Below are 20,371 nucleotides of genomic sequence, written 5' to 3'. Positions count from 1 at the left end.
CGTGATCGGTCCACAGATCGTCCGTACGGGTCTGCTCCTCACCGCGCTGGTCACGCTCCTGGTCCTGACCGTCCGCTGCGACGGCTACTACGACGATCCGGCGGGGCTGTTCGGGTGGTACGCGGCGTGCTGGTTCCTCTTCGCCGCAGCGGCGTGGTCACTCCGCCGGGTCTCCGCCCGGCATGCGGCAGCCGTGGTGCTGCTCGGCGGTATCGCGGTGGCGGCCACCGGATTGACGGCGGCACCGCGTACGAGCACCGATATGTTCCGTTACGCGTGGGACGGCCGGGTGCAGGCCGCCGGTATCTCCCCGTACGACCACGCGCCTCGTGACGCGGCACTGGTCCCGCTGCGCGACGGGTGGCTCTTCCCCTCCGGCAGCGCGTGCACCGGCCCGGACAGGACACGCGTTCCGGGCCCGGCCGGGCAGGTCCGCTGTACGCGGATCAACCGGCCCGGGGTGCCCACCATCTATCCGCCCGTGGCCGAGGGGTATTTCCTGCTGGTGCATTCCGTGTCGCCGGACGGTTCCCGGCACAAGCCGCTCCAGGTGGGTGGCGCGCTGCTGTCGGTCGGGACCACCGCCGCCCTGCTTCTGGTCCTGCGGCGGCGTGGTGACGTCCGGTGGGCCGCGTACTGGGCGTGGTGTCCCGCGGTCCCGGTCGAGGCGGTCAACAACGCTCACGTCGATGTGCTGGGGGCGCTGCTCGCCGTCGTGGCGCTGGGTGTCGTGGTACGGCACCGGGCCCGGGGCGGGGCGCTGCTGGGGGCCGCCGTCGCGACGAAACTGCTTCCCGTGGTGGTGCTGCCGGGTGCGTTGAGCGGAGTGCGGCGGGCCCGGGACACGGCGGCCGTCCTGGTGCCCGCCGCCTTGGTGACCGCACTGGTCTATCTGCCCTATGCGCTGGTGTCCCGGGGTTCGGTGCTCGGCTATCTCGGCGGCTACGTCACCGAGGAGGGATACGACGACACATCCTCGGCCAAGAACCGTTTCGCCTTGTTGCGTCTGGTGTTCCCGGACGACTGGGCGCTGCCCGTCCTGGCGGTGATCCTGGTGTCCGTGGTGGTGTGGGTGGTGCGGAATGGTGATCCGCGCCGGCCGTGGAGCGGTGCTCTGCTGATCACCGGCACCGTCTTTCTGCTGCTGACTCCGGGCTACTCCTGGTACGCGCTCCTGCTCGTCGCCCTGGTGGCGCTCGACGGCCGCTGGGAGTGGCTGACGGTCGCGCCGGCGGGTGCGGGCAAGTACGTGCTGGCCGAAGCGTTCGACGACGGGTACGCGGTGGGCACCACCGCGTATGCGATCGCGGCGGGTGCGGTCCTCGCGGGCTGGGCGGTACGACGGTCCGCTCCGGGCAGGTCCCGGGAACAGACACCCCGTCATGGTGATGTCCGTGATTCCGGCGCCGACCGGCCGACTCAGCCAACTCGGCCGAACGGGTGAGACCCTCGGATGCCTCAGAGGAGTCCTCAGAAGTCCTGAGGGGTCCTGAGGGGTCCTGAGGGGCTCCGAGAGCCGGCGGCGAGGTCCCACCCGAACAGCGCACCCGACTTCGCCGGTCCGCCTCCCGGTGCGCACACTGGCCACGATGAGCCCTTCAGCCTCTCCCCCGCGCCATGCCGCGCCGCTGGGGCGGACCAGCCGCCCACCGGCGCGAGGGCTGCCGTGACAGACCCCTGGACCGGCTCCGCCTACGACTCCGCGCTGCTGACCGGCCGGGGCCGGCTGTTCCTGCGCAGTGCGAACGGCTGGCTGCTGCCCCTGGAGCTGGACCGGTGGTGCGCTCGGGCGGACTCGTGCGACCTGGCCGTCCTGCGGCGCTGCGAGGGGCCGGTGCTGGACATCGGCTGCGGCGCCGGCCGGCTCGTGGAGGCGCTCACGGTGCGCGGCCACCGCGCCCTGGGCATCGACGTCTGCGCCTCGGCCGTCGTATCGACCGTGCGGCGCGGGGGTCGGGCCCGATTGGGGTCGGTCTTCGACTCACTCCCCGGTGAGGGGCATTGGGGCACCGTTCTGCTGATCGACGGGAATATCGGGATCGGCGGCTTCCCTTCCGTACTCCTGGAACGGACACGTCAGCTGGTCCGCCCGGGTGGCCGTCTGCTCGTCGAGACCGCCGCCGTCGATATCGACGCCCGGCACCACGTCCGCATCGACGACGGCCGCGGGAAGCGGGGCGCGGTGTTCCCGTGGGCCAGTGTCGGACGCCGGGCGCTGCTCGGGTATGCGCGTACAGCGGGATGGACGGCTACGGAGCATTGGACGACGTCCCGCGGACGTCACTTCTCCGCCTTGGCGGCCGCTTCTTGAGCAGGGCCCCTCGCACGGATCTCTCTGTACGAGTGTTTTCGTACGGGTCTCTGGTACGGGTCTCTGGTACGGGTCTCTGGTACGGGCACGGCCCGGGTCACTCCGGCCGCGCCGACCGGCCGGACCGACCCGCCCGGCGCATACGGACCAGCAGGCAGATCGCGGACACGGTGAACAGACCGGCCGTGATCAGCAGCCATCGCCCCAGGAACACATCGGCGGGCAGCCCGGTCACCGCCGTGTACTCAGGCACCCGGCGCAGGATCAGCGGCCACCAGACGAGCAACAGCAGCCCCGAGAGGAAGGCCGGCACCCGCAGATAGTTGAAGCTCGGGCGGTGACGCGCCGGGGCGCCGGACCCGCGTTCCGGCGCGCGTCGCCCCGGGAGCGGACGGCACAGGAGCCGGGCCGCCCGATCGGTGACGGAGTAGGCGGGCAGCAGGACCAGATCATGGATAAGGGCGGCTCCGACGAACCAGACGAGTACGCCCACCGTGTCGCCTCGGAGCAGCCTCACCCCCGCGTAGAGGGTCAGTGCGAAGGACGCGAGCACCAGCAGCAGATGCAGCGGAGAAGCGCCGTAGCGGTCTCGGAAAGCGCTCATACCGGCTCTCCGAAGGTGAGGCGGGTGACCCATTTGGTGTTGTGGACCCCGGGCGCGCCGGGGACGATGATCCTGGCCGGATAGCCGTGGTCGGGCGAGAGCACCGCCCCGTTGACCCGCAGGGCGAGCAGGGACCGCCGGTCGCGGACCTGGTTGTCCCGGAGGACGGCCGACGCGAACGCGCCTCCCCGCTGGACGGATTCCACCAGGACGTGCGGCGGGTCCGTGCCGAGTCCGACCAGTGCGGCCAGCTCCGTCAGCCGTACTCCTCGCCACAGTTGATCCGTGGTCGACCAGCCTTCCACGCAGGCGATCGGGAGTGCGGATTCGTACTGGGGCAGGGCGCGCAGTTCGTCGAGGGTGAGTACGGCCCGACGGCCGCCGCCGCGCACGGTCAGCCGCCATCCGGTGCCGATGTCGCTGGTACGGATACCGAGGGAGGCGGCCGTCTTGTTGATCTGGAACCCGTTCGGTCCGGTCCCGGGGTTCTGGCCGTGCGGTGCGAGCACCGCCGTCCTGCGGAACCAGCCGCCCACGCTCTGCCCCGCCGTGACCAGCAGCAGCACCCCGGACCCGGCGCCCACCAGCGCCACCGCGCCACGGCGGGACAGGGTCGGCGCCGCCGGGCGGGGCGACACGAGTGCGGCGGACCGGTCGTCGACTGCATCGGGCCCGGCCCGGCCGGGGCGGACCGCACGCAGCGCTCTGGGCAGCCGGAAGGCGACATGGACCACGAAGGCGCCGATGAACACCCATGCGCCGTAGAAATGGAGGGTGTAGAAGGAGCCCGGGAAGATGTAGTGGAGCTGCACGTTGAGGATTCCGGTGGCGAACTCGAACAGGGCGCCGCCCACCAGGAGGAGCAGTGACAGTCGCTCCACCGCGTGGCTGAGCGAACGGACCGGTGGCCAGGAGAACAGCAGGGGGATGACGGACCACAGCTTCGCCAGCAGCACCGGCACAAGCACGATCCCCAGGGTGACGTGGATGCCCTGGGTCAGCCGGTAGATCCAGTACGGCGAGGTCGGCCAGGAGAACAGATAGAAGCCGAGGAGCCCCTTGTCGGGCGTCTCGTCGTTGGTCCGGGCCAGGTCGGGGTTGTACGCGGCGTAGGACAGCAGCCCGGTCACGAACAGGATCGTCACGCCGAAGAGCAGGATCAGCCCGAATACGGCCGTCAGCCACGGCCCCCGCAGCGGACTGCGCCAGAACTCCGGACGGGCCGGGCCCGGCGGTGGGCCCGGGGGAACGACGCGCGACATCAGCCGCCGTGCACGGCCCGGCTTCCGGGGCGGGACCTCGGTCCGCCCGGAACGATCGGCACCGTCGGACGGCACTTCTTGCGGCCGAACCGCCTCCGGCCCGGTCGCGGCGCCTCCGGCAGATCCCCGGCCGGCCGTGCCGTCCGGACCCTCGGCGGGACGCCGGCCTTCCGAGGCACCGCCTTGCCCGTCGTCACCGGGTGATACGCCCTGCCCCCGGGATCCGGATCCCGGCTCCGGGGGATTCTTCTCCTCCTCGCTCCTGTCCACCGATGCCCCTTCATGTGGCCCGCACCGAACCGTCGGGCGTCCCCGCCGCAGCGCCGGGAGTATCGACTCCGTCGTTCGACCGGCCTGCAGGAGACGCCGACACACCTGGCCACGCTGACGCATCGCGGGGCCGCCCGAAGGCAGCCGACCGGGCGCGTCCCGTCATCCGCGCCCGATGTCACTCGACCGGTCCGCCCGGGGCGGGCCGTGCCGGGCGGACCGGGAATCGGTGGCGGATGCCGCGCCTGCTCCGGGGAGTGCCCGCCGGTGGAGACCAGCCGCATCCCCCACAGCGCCGCGGCCGACAGCGGGCCGCGGCCGTTGCCGGGGCACCGGTGACGCGACCGACCCGGCCGGTATGTCATGTGTTGATTGCCGGGATGATGTGCTTCCCGTAGGTGTCGATCAGGTCCTCCCGGGCGTCGTGCATGTTGTACACGGCGAACTGGTCGACTCCGAGGTCGCGCAGGGTCCGGAGTTTCTCGATATGGGCTTCGGCGGGGCCCAGGAGGCAGAAGCGGTCGACGATCTCGTCCGGGACGAAGTCGGTGGACGGGTTTCCGGCGCGGCCGTGGTGGCTGTAGTCGTAGCCGTGGCGGGCTTTGATGTACGAGGTGAGGGCCTCGGGCACCAGGTCGGAGTGTTCGCCGTAGCGGGCGACCAGGTCGGCGACGTGGTTGCCGACCATGCCGCCGAACCACCGGCACTGGTCGCGGGCGTGTGCCAGGTCGTCGCCGACATACGCCGGGGCCGCCACGCAGATCGTGATGGCGGCCGGGTCCCGGCCTGCCGCCTCGGCCGCCTCCCGTACCGACCGGATCATCCACTCGGTGAGATACGGGTCGGCGAGCTGGAGGATGAACCCGTCGGCCTTCTGCCCGGTCAGCGCCAGTGCCTTCGGCCCGTACGCCGCCATCCAGACCGGGAGCCTGCCGTCCCTGATCCACGGAATGCGAATCGGGTTGCCGTCGACGACGGCCTCGCGGCCCTCGGCCAGATCGCGGATGACGTCGACGGCCTCGCCCAGCCGGGCGAGGGTGTTGGGCCTGCGCCCGGCGACCCGCATCGCCGAGTCGCCCCGCCCGATACCGCAGACCGTGCGGTTGCCGTACATATCGTTGAGGGTGGCGAACGTCGAAGCGGTCACCTCCCAGGTACGGGTGCCCGGATTGGTCACCATCGGGCCCACGATCAGCCTCTCCGTGGCGGCCAGGATCCGGCTGTGGATGACGAACGGCTCCTGCCAGAGCACCGCCGAGTCGAAAGTCCAGCCGTAACGGAACCCGTTGCGCTCGGCCCGCTCCATCAGGCTGACGACCTCGGAAGCGGGCGGGTCGGTCTGCAAAACGAGGCCGAAGTCCAAGGGACGGCTCCTTGCTGCGCGCGGTTGCTTACAGGTACTGGCAGGTGGCACGGGCGATGTACTGGCCGTGCCCGGCCCGGCCGGTGTAGGTGCGCCGGTCGATGACGACCTCGCCGCGCGAGAGCACGGTCTCCACCTGCCCGGTGATCCGCCTGCCCTCGTACACCGAATAGTCCACGTTCATATGGTGCGTCCCGGCGGAGATCACCTGCTCGGCGTGCGGATCGTAGAGAACGATGTCCGCGTCGGCACCCGGGGCGATCGTCCCCTTGCGGGGGTAGAGGCCGAACATCCGCGCCGGGGCGGCGCAGGCGATCTCGATCCAGCGGCGCCGGCCGATCCGTCCGTCGACGACGGCCTGGTGGAGCAGGTCCATCCGGTGCTCCACCCCCGGCAGCCCGTTGGGGATCTTCGAGAAGTCGCCCCGGCCCAGCTCCTTCTGGCCGGTGAAGCAGAACGGGCAGTGGTCGGTGGAGACGACCTGGAGATCGTTGCCGCGCAGCCCGCGCCAGAGCGCCTCCTGATGGTCCGCCGGCCGCAGCGGGGTGGAGCACACGTACTTGGCACCCTCGAAACCGGGCCGCGCCAGATCGTCGGTGGAGAGGAACAGATACTGCGGGCAGGTCTCGCCGAAGACCGGGAGACCGAGATCGCGGGCGGCCGTCAGTTCGGCGACGGCCTCCCGGGCGGAGACGTGCACGACATAGAGCGGGGCGCCGGCGACCCGCGCCAGCTGGATCGCCCGGTGCGTGGCCTCGGCCTCCAGCAGGGCCCTGCGAACCTCGCCGTGGTAGCGCGGGTCGGAGTGGCCAGCGGCCAGGGCCTGTTCGACGAGGACGTCGATGGCGATGCCGTTCTCCGCGTGCATCATGATCAGCCCGCCGTTGTCGGCGGCGCGCTGCATGGCCCGCAGGATGCGTCCGTCGTCGCTGTAGAAGACGCCCGGATAGGCCATGAAGAGCTTGAAGGAGGTGATGCCCTCCTCCACCAGCCGGTCCATCTCCTTCAGCGAGCGTTCGGTGACATCGGAGAGGATCATGTGGAAGCCGTAGTCGATCGCGCAGTTGCCGTCGGCCTTGGCGTACCAGTCGTCCAGTCCCTCACGCAGCGAGTGTCCGACGGACTGGACGGCGAAGTCGACGATGGTCGTCGTGCCGCCCCACGCGGCGGCGCGGGTACCGGTTTCGAAGGTGTCGGAGGCGAACGTGCCGCCGAAGGGCATCTCCATATGGGTGTGGCCGTCGACTCCGCCGGGGACGACGTACTTTCCTCCGGCGTCGATGACCCGGTCCGCGGTCCAGGCCGCGGCGGCCTCGGAGCCGTGGGCGGCGAGCGCGGCGATCCGCCCGTCCTCGATCAGTACGTCGGCATGGGTCTCCTCGGCCGCGGTGATCACCAGTCCGCCGCGGATCAGGGTGCGGGTACTGCTCATGGCGGGGCGCTCCCTCTCGTACAGGACGGAACAGGACGGGATCGGATGGGGCGGGACGGGTTGGTTGCAGTGGGGGCGGGGGCGGCAGGGGTCAGAGGGTGCGCAGGGACCGTCCGAGGATCGCGGCGCCTTCCTCGGCCTCGGCCACGGTCAGGGTCAGCGGCGGGGCGATCCGCAGGGTGCTGGTGGAGTGGCCGCCGCCCTTGCCGATGAGGAGTCCGCCCTCGCGGGCGGCTTCCAGGACGGCCGTGGCCGCCGCGGGGTCCGCCTCGTCGCTGCCGGGCCGGACGATCTCGATGCCGATCATCAGTCCCCGGCCGCGGACCTCACGGACCGCGGGCACCCCGGCGGCAACGGCCCGCAGCCGTTCGATGAGCAGTCCGCCGACCCGGCGGGCATTGCCCTGGAGGTCGTGTTCCAGCAGGTACGCAAGGTTCGCCAGGCCCGCGGCCATGGTGACGGGCGAGCCGCCGAAGGTGGAGATGGAGTTCGCGTCGATGGAGTTCATGATCTCGGCGCGGGCGACGACCCCGCCGACGGACATACCGTTGGCGATGCCCTTGGCGAAGGTGACGATATCCGGCGGGCCGTTGCGGTCGTGGGCCTGCCAGCCCCAGAAGTGGTCGCCGGTCCGGCCCCAGCCGGTCTGTACCTCGTCGGAGATCCACAGCACCCCGTGCCGGTCGAGGACCTCCCGGAAAGCGGCGTACAGACCGTCGGGCGGGGAGGTGAACCCGCCGACGCCCTGGACGGGTTCGGCGATCAGGGCCGCAGGGGTACGGCCCTGTCCGATGAGGTCTTCCAGGTCCGCGACGCAGGCCGCGGTGAACTCCGCGTCGGTGAGGTGGGCGTACGGGCCACGGGTCCGCACCCCGCCGTGCACGTACAGCGTCTGGAGCGGGGAGAGGCCCGTCGGGGACCAGGCCCGGTTGCCGGTGATGCCTACGGTGGAGAAGGAGCGGCCGTGGTAGCTGTTGCGCATCGCCAGGAGCTGGTTCGAGCCGCGGTACGCGGTGGCCAGCAGCAGGGCGGTGTCATTGGCCTCGGTACCGGACGAGGTGAAGAAGACCCGGGCGTCGGGGATCCCGGACAGGGCCGCGATGCGTTCGGCCAGCTCGACCATGGGCCGGTTGAGGTAGAGGGTGGAGGAGTGGACGATCCGGCCGGCCTGTTCGGCGACGGCCTTGGTGACCTCGGGCAGGGCGTGGGCGGTCATCGTGGTGAGGATGCCGCCGAAGAAGTCGAGGTACTTGTTGCCCGCGGCGTCCCAGACGTACCGGCCCTCGCCGTGGCTCAGTTCCAGGGGGTCGGCGTAGTAGAGGGCCAGCCAGTCGGGGAGCACGGCCCGGTGGCGGTCGTGGAGCGGGTTCGGGGCGGGGTGCGCCGGGGCCCTGCTCACGCCGGGGTTCGCGGCGGGGTTCACGGGCGCACCAGCCCTTCGTACGCGTCGGGCCTCCGGTCGCGGTAGAAGGCCCACTGCTGCCGCACCTCGTCGATCAGGCCGAGGTCGAGATCGCGGACGACGAGTTCCTCGTCGGTGTCGCCGGCGATACCGCCGACGAACTGTCCGCGCGGATCGACGAAGTAACTGGTGCCGTAGAAATCGTTGTCGCCGTACTCCTCGCGGCCGACGCGGTTGATGGCGGCGACGAAGTACTCGTTGGCGACGGCGGCGGCGGGCTGCTCCAGTTTCCAGAGATGGGCGGAGAGGCCGCGGGAGGTCGCGGAGGGGTTGTACACGAGCTGGGCCCCGGCGAGGCCCAGCTGGCGCCAGCCCTCGGGGAAGTGCCGGTCGTAGCAGATGTAGACGCCGATCCGGCCCGCCGCGGTGTCGAACACGGGCCAGCCAGCATTGCCCGGCCGGAAGTAGTACTTCTCCCAGAAGCCCTTGACCTGCGGAATATGGTGCTTGCGGTACTTGCCGAGATAGCTGCCGTCGGCGTCGATCACGGCGGCGGTGTTGTAGTAGAAGCCCGAACCCTCGATCTCGAAGACCGGGACCACGATCACCATGCCGGTCTCCCGGGCCAGCTCCCGCATCCGGCGGACGGTCGGGCCGTCGGGGACGGGCTCGGCCCAGCGGTAGTGCTCCGGCTCCTGCACCTGGCAGAAGTAGGGCGCGTTGAAGACTTCCTGGAACCCGATCACCCGGGCACCCTGTGCGGCGGCCTCGCGGGCGTAGGCCTCGTGTTTGGCGATCATCGACTCGGTGTCGCCCGTCCAGGCGGCCTGGACCAGGGCGGCGCGTACGACTGGGGCCATGGGCTGCTCCTTCGGCCGGGCGGCTCCCGGCATCGGCGCATCGCCTCTACGCACGTAGACGCGGAACGTAGATGGAGAACGTAAGCCCCGTCACAGAGCGGGGCAAGACCATTGCGGCCAACCCGCGGAGCCGATCGCGTTTCACCCGGTCGGCGGCGAGGCGCTCCCCCGGGCGCGGCCGCGGACGGACGCACCCGGGCGGGCCGGGGGCCGACGGCACCCCGGGACGACGGCGCGTCGTCGGCACCGGTCCGGTGCGGGCGCCGGGCGGCGGTTTCGAGTGCCGGCGCCGGGCGGCGGTTTCGGTGGGTCCTTCCCCTGCCGCGGGCTGCCCGGGGCCGTTCCGGGGGCATGCCCTCGCGCCGAGAGTGCCCCGGGCCCGCCTGCCGTGGCCGTCAGGCCGTGGCCGGGGGTTCCCCGAGCGTGACGGCGATACCCGTATGCGGCGTCTTCCCGCGCCGGACGAGCCGGGCCGGCCAGTCGACGGCCCGGAACTGCCAGCCGTACTTGCGGGCGACGAGATCGCGGGCCCGGACCGTGCCCTCCCGGTCCAGCAGCTCGGCGGTGCCCTCGGCGCGCGGGGCGCCCTCGGCGATCCGGCCCCGGGCGTCGCAGACCGCGACGGTCGCCCGCGGATCGCGGCGGAGCCGCTTGACCTTCCAGGAGTCGCTGTTGGTCCAGACGTACAGCCTGCCGCCGTCCTCGGCGAACCAGACCGGAGTGGCGACCCCGGTTCCGTCGCGGCGGAACGTGGTCAGGCTGAGATAGCGGGCGGGGGCGATGTCTTCGACGGAGGTCACGCTCCGAGCGTACGCCGCCGGGGCACGGCCGGGGTGGACACCGTACGCCTCCGCATGCGGTGTGCCGCCGTGTTACGGGACGGGCGCCGGGGAGCAGGCGGCGGCGAGCTGGTCCGTCGACAGGCGGAGCACGGCGGCGAGCGCGGCGACGGTGAAGAAGGCGGGGGTGGGCGCCCGGCCGGTTTCGATCTTGCGCAGGGTCTCGGCGGAGATCCCGGCCGCGGCCGCCACCTCCACCATGCTGCGGGGGCCGCGCGCCTCGCGCAGCAACCGGCCGAGCCGTTCGCCGCGTTCGCGCTCTTCGGGGGTGAGGGGGGTACGGACCATACCGTCATTGTAATACCGGAAGCGCCGTCTCGACCGGTATAGTAATTGGCATGGTAGAGATCAAAACCGAACAGTCGATCGAAGCAATGAGGGCGGCGGGCCGAGTCGTCGCGCAGACTCTCGCCGCGGCCCGGGACGCGTCCGCGGTCGGTGTCGAACTGCGGGAGCTGGACCGGGTCGCACGGGGTGTGCTCGACGGGGCGGGCGCGGGCTCGCCCTTCCTCGGCTACCACCCGGACTGGGCGCCCGTCCCCTTCCCCGCGGTGCTGTGCGCGTCCGTCAACGACGCTGTGGTGCACGGGATCCCCGACGGCTACCGGCTGCGCGACGGCGACCTCGTCAGCCTCGACTGCGGCGCCCTGCTCGACGGCTGGGCCGGTGACGCGGCGGTCAGCTTCACCGTGGGCCGCGCCCGGCCCGAGGACACCCGGCTCGTCGCCACCGCAGAGGAGGCCCTGGCCGCGGGAATCGCCGCCGCCGTACCGGGCAACCGGGTGGGCGATATCGCCCATGCGGTCGGCCGGGTCTGCCGCGCCGCGGGCTACGGCATCCCCGACGGGTTCGGCGGTCACGGCATCGGACGCGAGATGCACGAGAACCCCGGCATCCCCAACGAGGGCCGGGCGGGGCGCGGCATGGTGCTCAGGCCCGGCATGGTGTTCGCCATCGAACCGATGCTGACGGCGTCCGGCACGGACGATACGTACACGGCCCGGGACGGCTGGACGATCCGCACGCTGGACGGGAGCCGCGCCTCCCACGCGGAGCACACGGTCGCGGTCACAGCCTCGGGACCCCGGGTCCTCACGGTGCTCTGACCGCGCTCCGCCCCTGCCGCCCCGGGCCCGGCGGCCGTCAGTTCGCGGCGACGAACGAGCGGGCCAGGTTCTGGCCCAGCCGGGTCGCGGCCGCGCGGCTCTCGATGGGGGTGGCGCGGGAGCGGGTGAAGAAGATGTACGTCACCCCGCCCGACACCCCGCCGGAGACCGGGTCGGGGTCGATGCCCAGCGATTCGGCCATGGCGTAGGACGCCTCTCCGACGATCTTCGCGGGGCCGGTGTCGCCGACGACTCCGTACCGCACCCGGTTGCCGTGGACGACTGCGACGACCCCGCCGCCGCGGATGCCCGAATCCGGGTACTTCCAGATCGTGCTGGGCACGGGCACCACCACATAGGGCAGGCGCGCGGCGTCGAGGGCCTTCCCGTCGGACTGACGGAACGCGGTCTCCGACAAGAACCAGGGGTCCGTCTTCCGGTTGCACCGGGCGGTCTTCCGGCCGTCGCAGGCGATGTCCAGATCCGCCTTCCAGTAGACCGCGCCGGCGGCCCCGCACACCGGAACGGTCGCCTTCGCACCCGCGTCCTTGCGGTACTTCCCCCGGGAGATCCGGTCGCAGCCCCGGGTCTTGGCGAGTAGGTCCGCGGCGCCGACGGCCTTCGCCCGTACCGGGCGGGGCGGCGCCTGCCCGCCGGCCGCCGTCGCGGGCGGCGCGGGGGCCGCCGCTGCCGCCAGGAAGGCCGCTCCACAGGCGGTGGCGAGGGCGAGGGTACGAACGTGCATGGCGGGGGGTCGCCTTTCTGAGCGGACCTGCGCGGATACCGCGCGGAAAAACGTCCTTACCCGCTTCCCGTGACGACCGATCCCCCCTCCCCGGGGGCCGTTCCCGCCCGCCCCGCCCCAAGTCCTCCGATATGCACCTCGGTTGGGACGCCGGGGGCGTACCGAACGGGGAGCCGGATGGAGTACGCCCGTACGGCCGTACCTCGCGGCAGACTCCTCACCACGCGGTACGGCCCCTTGCCCCGTCCAGGGAGCGACCGGACTGCTACGGGCTGCCGGTCTACAGGCTCCCGGACTACGGACGGCCGGACTACGGGCGGCCGCTCGGGTGGACCACCATCGCCGAACCGCCGCCGCGGCGCGTCTTCTCGGCGGCGGCCAGCCAGCGGCCGTCGGGAAGCCGCTCGACACCGGTCGCCGCGCCGATCTCGGGGTTCTGCCGGAAAGCGTGTCCGACGGCCTCCAGTTCGGCCCGGAGGGGGCTGTTCCAGAGGCCGGGCTCCAACTCGGTCGTCGTCTGGTTGCGCTGGCTGGCGCGCGGCGCCGCGATCGCCTCCACCAGCGGCAGGCCCCGGTCCAGACGGCCCGTCAGGGTCTGGACGACGGTGGTGATGATGGTCGCTCCGCCCGGGGAGCCGAGGGCCAGCACCGGGCGGCCGTCGTCGAGGACGATCGTCGGGGAGATGGAGGAGCGGGGGCGCTTGCGGGGGCCGGGCAGATTCGGGTCGTGGACCGCCGGGTTCGCCGGGGCGAAGGAGAAGTCCGTCAGCTCGTTGTTCAGCAGGAAGCCGCGTCCCGGCACGGTGATTCCGCTGCCGCCGGTGGACTCGATGGTCAGGGTGTACGCGACGACGTTGCCCCAGCGGTCGGCGACCGTGAGGTGGGTGGTGTTCTCGCCTTCGTACGTGGTCGGCGCGGCGGTTCCGGTGGCGCCGCACGGCACCGGGTTCCGGGGGTCACCGGGTGCCAGCGGGCTGGTGAGAACCGCGTCGTCCTGGATCAGGCAGCTCCGGCTGTCTGCGTACCGCTGTGACAACAGCCCCTTGACCGGCACGTTCTCGAACGCCGGGTCACCGACCCACCGTCCGCGGTCAGCGAACGCGATCCGGCTCGCCTCGATGAACCGGTGCAGATACCGGGACCCGGAGGCCCGTGAAAGGTCGGTTCGCTCCAGCATGTTCAGCGTCTGGCCGACGGTGGTGCCGCCGGAGGAGGAGGGCGCCATTCCGTAGATGTCGAGGCCCCGGTAGGAGATCTTCGCCGGGGCGCGGCGGATCGTCTCGTACGCCCGGAGGTCACCGGTCGTCAGATCGCCTGGGCGGACGGTCCGCGAGGAGCCGGGGGCCACCGGCGGTCTGCGGACGGTGTCGACGATGTCCTCGGCGATCTCCCCGCGGTACAGCGCCTGTACGCCCTCACGGGCGAGTTGCCGGTAGGTTGCGGCGAGATCGGGGTTCTTGAAGGTGGAGCCGGTGACGGGCAGCTCCCCGCCGGGCAGGAAGAGTTCGGCGGTCGCGGGGAAGTCGGCGAACCGCGCCTGGTTGGCTTCGGTCTGGGCCCGGAAGGTCGGGTCCACGGTGAACCCGTGGCGGGCCAGCTTCTCGGCGGGCTCCAGGAGCCGGGCCAGCGGGCGGCTGCCCCAGGAGCGCAGCACGGTCTCCCAGGTGGCGGGCGTGCCGGGGGTGCCGACGCCGAGTCCGCTGGTCTGCCCCTGGTCGAAGGGGATGGGCCGGCCGTTCTCCAGGAAGAGGGAGGCGTCGGCGGAACGGGGCGCGGTCTCCCGGCCGTCGACGGTGTGGACGGTACGGGTGCGCGCGTCGTAGTAGACGAAGTAGCCGCCTCCCCCGATACCGGCAGAGTAGGGCTCGGTGACCCCGAGGGCAGCGGCGGTGGCGACGGCCGCGTCGACGGCGTTGCCGCCGCCGCGCAGGACCTCGATCCCGGCGGCGGAGGCGTCGGCGTCGACGCTGGCGACCGCGCCGCCGTAACCGGCGGCGACCGGCGTTTTGACCGGTTTGCCGGGCCCGGTTTGGAACGGCGTATGGAGCGGGGGCGCTGCCGGGGGGCTGCCGGGCGAGGGCGCGGCGGGCGGGGCGGCCGCCCCGGCTGAGACGACGGCCGCGGCAGCGGCCAGGAGCGCGATGTTCCGTGCGGTGGAGCGACGCATCCGAACGAACCTCCAGTCGACACAAGTCCGCCCAACCTAGCGGCCGTTCCCGCCCTGCGTCAGGGCCGCAGGTCCGTGGAGGGGGCTCGCGCGCACGGGCGTGGGGGGGCCGGCGGGCCGTTGCCGGGACCGGCAGTGAGGGCGCCGATCGGCCACCGGGGCGTGTCGTACGGAAGCGGTGCCCGTGCCGACCGCCCGTGCGGCACGGGCACCGCTCCTCCTGGACGGGGCCCGCTCCGGGCGGGAGGTCCCGTTCCGGCCGACCCCGGCGGCGGCTGACCTTCTCCTCGTCCATGCGGACGGCGTATACGGCGTGTTCGCCGCCGCCGCCGGACGAGGAGTGATCACCGGCTGCCGCCGGGGTCGTACCGGGGGAAGGGAGCATTGCCCCGGGGCCGGCGGCCCTCGGGACCGGGCCCCGGCGGTCCTAGGGCCCCGGCGGCCCCCCGGGCAGCAGCGTCCCCGGTTCGGCCGGAGCGACGTCCACGGCCTCGGTCTTGGGGCTGCGGCGCTGTCTCTTCGCCACCCAGTTGGCGAACCAGGAGAGCAGCATGCACAGCCCGATGTAGATCGGCGCGATCACCATCACGACGGGGATGAACGGCAGATCGTAGTCGAGGTTGGAGGCGATCAGCTTGCCCGCGTGGAGGAACTCCTCGTAGGTGATCAGATATCCGAGGGAGGTGTCCTTCAGGGCGACCACCAGCTGGCTGATGATCGCCGGCAGCATCGCCCGGACCGCCTGCGGCACCAGGACGTAGGTCATCACCTGGGTCTTGCGCATGCCGAGCGCGTACGCGGCCTCCCGCTGGCCCCGGTCCACGGCGTTGATTCCGGTCCTGAAGACCTCGGCGAGCACCGAACCGTTGTAGAGGGTCAGCCCGGCGACGAGCGCGGGCAGCGGCTGGACCTTGAGCGCCACGAAGATGAAGAAGATCATCACCAGTACGGGCATCGCGCGGAAGAACTCCACCAGCAGGGTGGCGATCCAGCGGACGGCCCGGTGTTCGGAGAGCCGCCCGGTGGCGAGGATCCCGCCGAGGACGAGGGAGAGCACGGCCGCGTACGCGAACGCCTTCAGGGTGTTGCCGAGCCCCTGAAGCAGCAGTTCCTGGATGCCCTTGTACTCGAAGGGGGTCCACTTCGCCGCGGTGAACTGCCCGGTGTCGAAGAGCAGATACACGATCCAGCCGAGGAGCGCGGCGATGGCGGCGGTGGCGGCGATCCCGTAGATGCGGTGCCGCCGCCGGGTCCGTGGGCCCGGGATGTCGTAGAGGGCGGTGGAATCGGTCATCGGGCGACTCCGTAGCGCTTCTCCAGCACGTGGAAGAGCGCGCTGATGGACAGGGTGATGATGAGGTAGCCGACGGCGATCCAGACGAAGGTCCAGATGATGTTGTAGCCCAGTTCGCTCAGCGTCTTGTAGGTGCCGAGCAGTTCGGTGACGCTGAACGCGCCCGCGATCGCGGAGTTCTTCGCCAGGGCGATCAGAGTCGAGCCGATGGGCGGGATGACGGTGCGGAACGCCTGCGGCAGCACCACCGTGTGCAGGGTCTGTCCGAAGGACATGCCGAGGCTGCGGGCGGCCTCGCCCTGCCCCTTGGGGACCGTGTTGATACCGGCGCGCAGCGCCTCGCAGATGAAAGCGGAGGTGTAGCAGCCGAGGGCGAGGATCGCGAACAGCTGGAACGGCAGCACGATCCCGAACCGGGGCAGCCCGAGGACGACGGCGAAGAAGAGGAGGGTGAGCGGGGTGTTGCGGAGTACGGTCACCCAGACCGTGCCGAAGACGCGCAGCGAGCCGACGGGCGAGACCCGGAAGGCCGCGATCAGGAAGCCCAGCACCAGGGCGAGCACCGAGGAGTAGAAGGTCAGCTCGACGGTGCCGAGGAAGCCCTGCCAGTAGAGGGAGATGTTGTCGGTCAGTACGTCCATGCGCCGGTTCTCCTCCTCAGCTCGCCGGGTAGCGGTCGATGGGCGGCGGCTGGGGCGCGGGCACCCCGGAGAGGCCGAGGGTGGCGTCGTAGGCCTGTTTCCACTGCCCGTTCTTCTCACCGGCCGCGAGGGCGTCGTCGATGGCGAAGCGCAGGGCGTTGTCGGAGCGCGGTACGCCGATGCCGTACGGCTCCTGGGAGAAGGGTTTGCCGACGACCTTCAGCTCGTCGGGGGCCTTGGCGGCGTAGCCGATGAGGATGGCGTCGTCGGTGGTGACGGCGTCGACCTGGTAGGTGAGGAGGTTGTCGACGCAGATGGAGTAGGTGTCGTAGCCGACGAGGACCGCCTTGGGGTAGTCGGCTTTGATCCGCTGGTAGGGGGTGGAGCCGGTAGCGGAGCAGACCCGTTTGCCGTCCAGGTCCTGGGGGCCGTGGATATCGTGCTCGTCGGTGCGGACCAGCAGGGACTGTCCGGCCATGAAGTAGGGCCCGGCGAATCCGACGAGCTTCTTGCGCATGTCGTTGATGGTGTAGGTACCGACGTAATAGTCGATCTGGCCGTTCTGGAGGGCGGTTTCCCGGTTGGCCGAGGCGATCGTCCGGAAGTGGATGCCCGCCGGGTCGAAGCCGAGGTAGGCCGCGACCATTTTGGCGATCTCGATGTCGAAGCCCGAGTAGACGCCGGTGGCGGGGTCCTTCTCGCCGAGGTAGGGCTGGTCCTCCTTGGCTCCGACGGTGAGGTATCCGCGGCTCTCGGCCCGGCGCCAGGTCGGGGATCCGGGGAGCTGGAAGCCGGTGTTGACCGGGTAGACGGGGAGGGTCTCCGGCTGGGGGCCCTTGACCGGCGGGCTGCCCTCCTTGCCGCAGGCGGCGGCGAGCACGGCGGTCAGGGCGAGGAGCAGGGCGGGCAGCAGGGTGCGGCGGAGCCGCCGGAGTGCGGGCCCGTGAAGCGGGGCGGGCGCGAGGGCGGTCGGAGCGGTGTGGTGGCGTCGCGGCATGGCGGTTCCCCCAGTCAGTGCTTGAGGATCTTGGAGAGGAAGTCCTTGGCACGGTCGCTCGACGGGTTGGTGAAGAAGTCCTCGGGCGTGCGGTCCTCGACGATCCGGCCGTCGGCCATGAAGACGACCCGGTTGGCGGCCGAGCGGGCGAAGCCCATCTCATGGGTGACCACGACCATGGTCATACCGTCGCGGGCCAGCTGCTGCATGACCTCCAGCACCTCGTTGATCATCTCGGGGTCGAGGGCCGAGGTCGGCTCGTCGAAGAGCATGACCTTGGGGTCCATGGCGAGCGCACGGGCGATGGCCACGCGCTGCTGCTGGCCGCCGGAGAGCTGGGCGGGGTACTTCGCCGCCTGGGCGGCGAGCCCGACCCGGTCGAGGAGTTCGCGGGAGCGGCGTTCGGCCTCCTCCCGGCGGCGCCCGCGGACCTTGAGGGGTGCGAGGGAGACATTGTCGAGGACGGTGCGGTGGGCGAAGAGGTTGAAGGACTGGAAGACCATGCCGACCTCGGAACGGAGCCGGGCGAGGCCCTTGCCCTCCTCGGGGAGCGGCTCTCCGTCGATGGTGATCGTGCCGGACTCGATGGTCTCCAGCCGGTTCACCGTCCGGCAGAGCGTCGATTTGCCCGAGCCGGACGGGCCGATGACGACCACGACCTCGCCGCGTCCCACGGAGAGGTTGATGTCCCGCAGGACGTGCAACTGCCCGTAGTACTTGTTGACGTCCCGCAGCTCGATCAACGGATCGACGACGGCCATACGCTGCCCCCACTGGTTGCTGTGTCGAGGTCAGCGCAAACTATCCACCCCGAAAAGGGACTTCGCGCGCGACACGCATAAAAGGGGCATAAGCCGTATTTATTGGCTATATATCAGCTCATGTACGAGGGATACCCGAGGATGGCGGCGGTCAGGCCTCGGCGGCCTCCGCATAGACCTGGGAGAGTTCGGGCGCCCCGTTGACCGCCCAGTCGAGCCCCGCCTCCACGACGCCGATCTCCCGGCCGGAGGCCAGCCGTACCACGGGGTGACCACCGGGCCAGACATGCCAGCCGGCGCCCGGCACGGTCCGTACGATCACCGTCCCGAGGTACAGCCCGGCGTCGTTGCCGATCCACGGCAGCTCCTCCGGATCGTCGCGCCAGCGCGGCGGCAACTGGTCGAGAGCGGACAAGGAGGCCGCGCTGTCGTCCAGTTCCAGTCCCATACGGCCGACCCGGACCCGGAGCAGCTCGCACTCGGCGAACAGTTCGGCCATCGCCGCGGCGCGCTCGGGATCGTCCAGGGCTCCCGCGACGGCGCCCCGCGCCCCGGGACCCTGCTTCTTGAGCCAGTTGTCCAGGAAAGGGATGTTCATACCACTAAGCCTCGCATCTTCCCCGGTCCGCACACCACAGGACGCGCACCGGTGATCACCCGGATCGGCGGGTAATTCCCCGGTCCGGGCGCCCCGACCGCGCGCCCCCGGACCCGGACCGGCCCTGTCCGCTCAGACTTCAAGGTCGACCACCACCGGTGCATGGTCCGACGCGCCCTTGCCCTTGCGCTCCTCGCGGTCCACATAGCCGTCCTTGACGGCCGCCGCGAAGGGCTGGTTCCCGTACACCAGGTCGATACGCATACCCCGGTTCTTCGGAAAGGCGAGCTGGCGGTAGTCCCAGTACGTGTACGGGTGGTCGTACTTCAGGGGGCGGGGCACCACATCGACGAGACCGGTTTCCCGCAGCCCGGCCAGCGCGGACCGCTCCGGCTCGGTGACATGGGTACTGCCCTCGAAGACCGAGCGGTCCCATACGTCGTCGTCCGCGGGCGCGATGTTGTAGTCGCCGAGCACCGCGAAGGGCCGGCTGCCCGCAGCGTCCTCGGCGACCGCGGTGCGCAGCGCGTCCAGCCACTGGAGCTTGTACGCGTAGTGGGGGTGGCCGACCTCGCGGCCGTTGGGGACGTACACCGACCAGAGCCGGACCGGGCCGCAGGTCGCGGAGACCGCGCGCGGCTCCTGGACGCCGTCGTACTCCGGACCGCCGGGCAGTCCCTTCACGACCGCGTCCAGACCGACGCGGGAGACCAGCGCGACCCCGTTCCACCGGCCGTCGGCGTGGACGGCGGACTCGTAGCCCAGTTCCCGCAGCTCGGCGGCGGGGAACTGCTCGGCCGTGCACTTGGTCTCCTGGACGCACAGCACATCGGTGCCGCTGCTCTCCAGCCAGGCCAGGAGGCGGGGCAGCCGGGCGGTGATCGAGTTGACGTTCCAGGTGGCGATGCGCATGGCAGAAGCGTATGCGCTCCGCGGGGGCGGGCGGGCCCCGGCCGGGCGAAGAAGGGCCTTTCCGGCGGGGCGCCGGGAGCGGGCCGTGCGTGGCTTGTCGCGTTGTTCCGCGTTCTTGCGCCCGGCCGCGTGGGTGAAACCCCCAGGCCCCTCATGGAACCCAGCCGCCTCAGAGCGCGTGGGTGGTGCCCGGGGTCAGGCGTTCGTGGCGGGCGTCGGACAGGTTGGCGAGATGGCGGTCGTAGATCGGGCGGGCAAGATCGGTGAGCAGGGCGTCGTGGATGTCGATGGTCAGCCGCGGGCCCACCTCCCGTACGTAGTCGACGACCTCGGAGAGCTTGTTCCAGGGCGCCATCACCGGCAGCATCAGCGTGTCCACGGGGCGCTCGGGCACGGTGAGGGCGTCCCCGGGGTGGAAGACCGATCCATCGACCAGGAAGCCGATATTGGTGATCCGGGGCAGGTCCGGGTGGATCACCGCGTGCAGTTCGCCGTGGACCTCCACCTCGAATCCCGCCGCGGTGAAAGTGTCGCCGTGGCCGACGGTGCGGACCCGGCCCGGGAAGGCGGCGGAGAGCGTGTCCGCGACGCTCCGCAGGGTCCACACCTCGGCCCCCGCCTCCAGGGCGGCGCGGACCCTGCCCTCGTCGTAGTGGTCGGGGTGCTCATGGGTGATCAGCACCGCGTCCGCCCCCGCCGCGGCGTCCTCCTCGGAGAACGCCCCCGGGTCCACGACGAGGGTGGCACCGTCCTTTTCGATCCGTACGCAGGAGTGGAGCTTCTTCGTGAGCCTCATGGACCCATCCT

The 20,371-nt window shown here is 71.4% G+C and carries 20 protein-coding genes; 3 read left to right on the top strand and 17 right to left on the bottom strand.

Annotation, left to right across the window (positions count from 1 at the left end; genetic code table 11):
• The first annotated feature begins 1 nt into the window (after position 1).
• On the top strand, positions 2-1,444 hold the full coding sequence (locus ACIQ9E_RS02430) for a glycosyltransferase family 87 protein (RefSeq protein WP_403700672.1): 1,443 nt from the start codon (positions 2-4) through the stop codon (positions 1,442-1,444).
• A gap of 222 nt (positions 1,445-1,666) precedes the next feature.
• Positions 1,667-2,311: a class I SAM-dependent methyltransferase gene (locus ACIQ9E_RS02425; protein ID WP_403700669.1), complete on the top strand. Its 645-nt coding sequence runs from the start codon at positions 1,667-1,669 to the stop codon at positions 2,309-2,311.
• 97 nt (positions 2,312-2,408) lie between these two features.
• Here the strand turns inward: ACIQ9E_RS02425 and ACIQ9E_RS02420 are convergent, their stop codons facing one another.
• From ACIQ9E_RS02420 to ACIQ9E_RS02385, 8 genes are all read right to left on the bottom strand, one after another.
• Positions 2,409-2,915 (bottom strand): hypothetical protein, encoded by a 507-nt coding sequence (locus tag ACIQ9E_RS02420; protein WP_403700666.1) that lies wholly within the window; start codon positions 2,913-2,915, stop codon positions 2,409-2,411.
• Positions 2,912-4,177: a molybdopterin-dependent oxidoreductase gene (locus ACIQ9E_RS02415; RefSeq protein ID WP_403700663.1), complete on the bottom strand. Its 1,266-nt coding sequence runs from the start codon at positions 4,175-4,177 to the stop codon at positions 2,912-2,914. The genes ACIQ9E_RS02420 and ACIQ9E_RS02415 overlap by 4 nt, the downstream gene beginning before the upstream one ends.
• Before the next feature lie 631 nt (positions 4,178-4,808).
• Positions 4,809-5,810, bottom strand: coding sequence for a TIGR03842 family LLM class F420-dependent oxidoreductase (locus ACIQ9E_RS02410; protein WP_403700661.1), 1,002 nt, complete (start codon positions 5,808-5,810; stop codon positions 4,809-4,811).
• 28 nt (positions 5,811-5,838) lie between these two features.
• Positions 5,839-7,242, bottom strand: a complete 1,404-nt coding sequence (gene hydA, locus ACIQ9E_RS02405) for a dihydropyrimidinase (RefSeq protein WP_403700658.1) — start codon at positions 7,240-7,242, stop codon at positions 5,839-5,841.
• Between the two features lie 91 nt (positions 7,243-7,333).
• Positions 7,334-8,641 (bottom strand): aspartate aminotransferase family protein, encoded by a 1,308-nt coding sequence (locus ACIQ9E_RS02400; protein ID WP_403700655.1) that lies wholly within the window; start codon positions 8,639-8,641, stop codon positions 7,334-7,336.
• Positions 8,642-8,661: 20 nt separating this feature from the next.
• Positions 8,662-9,504 carry a nitrilase-related carbon-nitrogen hydrolase gene (locus ACIQ9E_RS02395; RefSeq protein ID WP_403700652.1) on the bottom strand — a complete coding sequence of 281 codons (843 nt, stop codon included), beginning with the start codon at positions 9,502-9,504 and terminating at the stop codon, positions 8,662-8,664.
• 395 nt (positions 9,505-9,899) lie between these two features.
• Positions 9,900-10,304, bottom strand: a complete 405-nt coding sequence (locus ACIQ9E_RS02390; RefSeq protein WP_403700649.1) for a PPOX class F420-dependent oxidoreductase — start codon at positions 10,302-10,304, stop codon at positions 9,900-9,902.
• 72 nt (positions 10,305-10,376) lie between these two features.
• Positions 10,377-10,631: a helix-turn-helix domain-containing protein gene (locus ACIQ9E_RS02385; RefSeq protein ID WP_403700646.1), complete on the bottom strand. Its 255-nt coding sequence runs from the start codon at positions 10,629-10,631 to the stop codon at positions 10,377-10,379.
• Positions 10,632-10,681: 50 nt separating this feature from the next.
• Here ACIQ9E_RS02385 and map point away from each other — a divergent pair, with 50 nt between their 5' ends.
• Positions 10,682-11,449, top strand: a complete 768-nt coding sequence (gene map / locus ACIQ9E_RS02380) for a type I methionyl aminopeptidase (RefSeq protein ID WP_403700644.1) — start codon at positions 10,682-10,684, stop codon at positions 11,447-11,449.
• 37 nt (positions 11,450-11,486) lie between these two features.
• Here map and ACIQ9E_RS02375 read toward each other — a convergent pair whose 3' ends face one another.
• The 9 genes from ACIQ9E_RS02375 to ACIQ9E_RS02335 all read right to left on the bottom strand — a co-directional run bounded on the left by ACIQ9E_RS02375 (position 11,487) and on the right by ACIQ9E_RS02335 (position 20,360).
• A complete protein-coding gene (locus tag ACIQ9E_RS02375; protein WP_403700641.1) occupies positions 11,487-12,194 on the bottom strand; it encodes a glycoside hydrolase family 75 protein in 708 nt (235 codons plus the stop codon).
• A 310-nt stretch (positions 12,195-12,504) separates the two neighbouring features.
• Positions 12,505-14,361, bottom strand: a complete 1,857-nt coding sequence (gene ggt, locus ACIQ9E_RS02370; protein WP_403700638.1) for a gamma-glutamyltransferase — start codon at positions 14,359-14,361, stop codon at positions 12,505-12,507.
• 427 nt (positions 14,362-14,788) lie between these two features.
• Complete coding sequence (locus ACIQ9E_RS02365; RefSeq protein ID WP_403700636.1) at positions 14,789-15,655, bottom strand: amino acid ABC transporter permease; 867 nt, start codon at positions 15,653-15,655, stop codon at positions 14,789-14,791.
• Positions 15,652-16,296 (bottom strand): amino acid ABC transporter permease, encoded by a 645-nt coding sequence (locus ACIQ9E_RS02360; RefSeq protein ID WP_403700633.1) that lies wholly within the window; start codon positions 16,294-16,296, stop codon positions 15,652-15,654. Before ACIQ9E_RS02360 ends, ACIQ9E_RS02365 begins: the two co-directional genes overlap by 4 nt.
• Before the next feature lie 16 nt (positions 16,297-16,312).
• Positions 16,313-17,293: a glutamate ABC transporter substrate-binding protein gene (locus ACIQ9E_RS02355; protein WP_403700631.1), complete on the bottom strand. Its 981-nt coding sequence runs from the start codon at positions 17,291-17,293 to the stop codon at positions 16,313-16,315.
• A gap of 14 nt (positions 17,294-17,307) precedes the next feature.
• Entirely contained in the window at positions 17,308-18,054 is a 747-nt protein-coding gene (locus ACIQ9E_RS02350) for an amino acid ABC transporter ATP-binding protein (RefSeq protein ID WP_403700628.1), read from the bottom strand.
• 151 nt (positions 18,055-18,205) lie between these two features.
• Positions 18,206-18,652: a DUF6278 family protein gene (locus ACIQ9E_RS02345; RefSeq protein WP_403700625.1), complete on the bottom strand. Its 447-nt coding sequence runs from the start codon at positions 18,650-18,652 to the stop codon at positions 18,206-18,208.
• Positions 18,653-18,784: 132 nt separating this feature from the next.
• On the bottom strand, positions 18,785-19,564 hold the full coding sequence (locus ACIQ9E_RS02340) for an exodeoxyribonuclease III (protein ID WP_403700623.1): 780 nt from the start codon (positions 19,562-19,564) through the stop codon (positions 18,785-18,787).
• A gap of 169 nt (positions 19,565-19,733) precedes the next feature.
• On the bottom strand, positions 19,734-20,360 hold the full coding sequence (locus ACIQ9E_RS02335) for an MBL fold metallo-hydrolase (protein ID WP_403700620.1): 627 nt from the start codon (positions 20,358-20,360) through the stop codon (positions 19,734-19,736).
• Positions 20,361-20,371: the final 11 nt, after the last annotated feature.

The organism is Streptomyces sp. NPDC094448, assembly GCF_044763775.1.
Taxonomy (GTDB): Bacteria; Actinomycetota; Actinomycetes; order Streptomycetales; family Streptomycetaceae; genus Streptomyces.
Note: the sequence above shows the minus strand (reverse complement) of the source record. Positions and strands in the feature narration are given on the sequence as shown.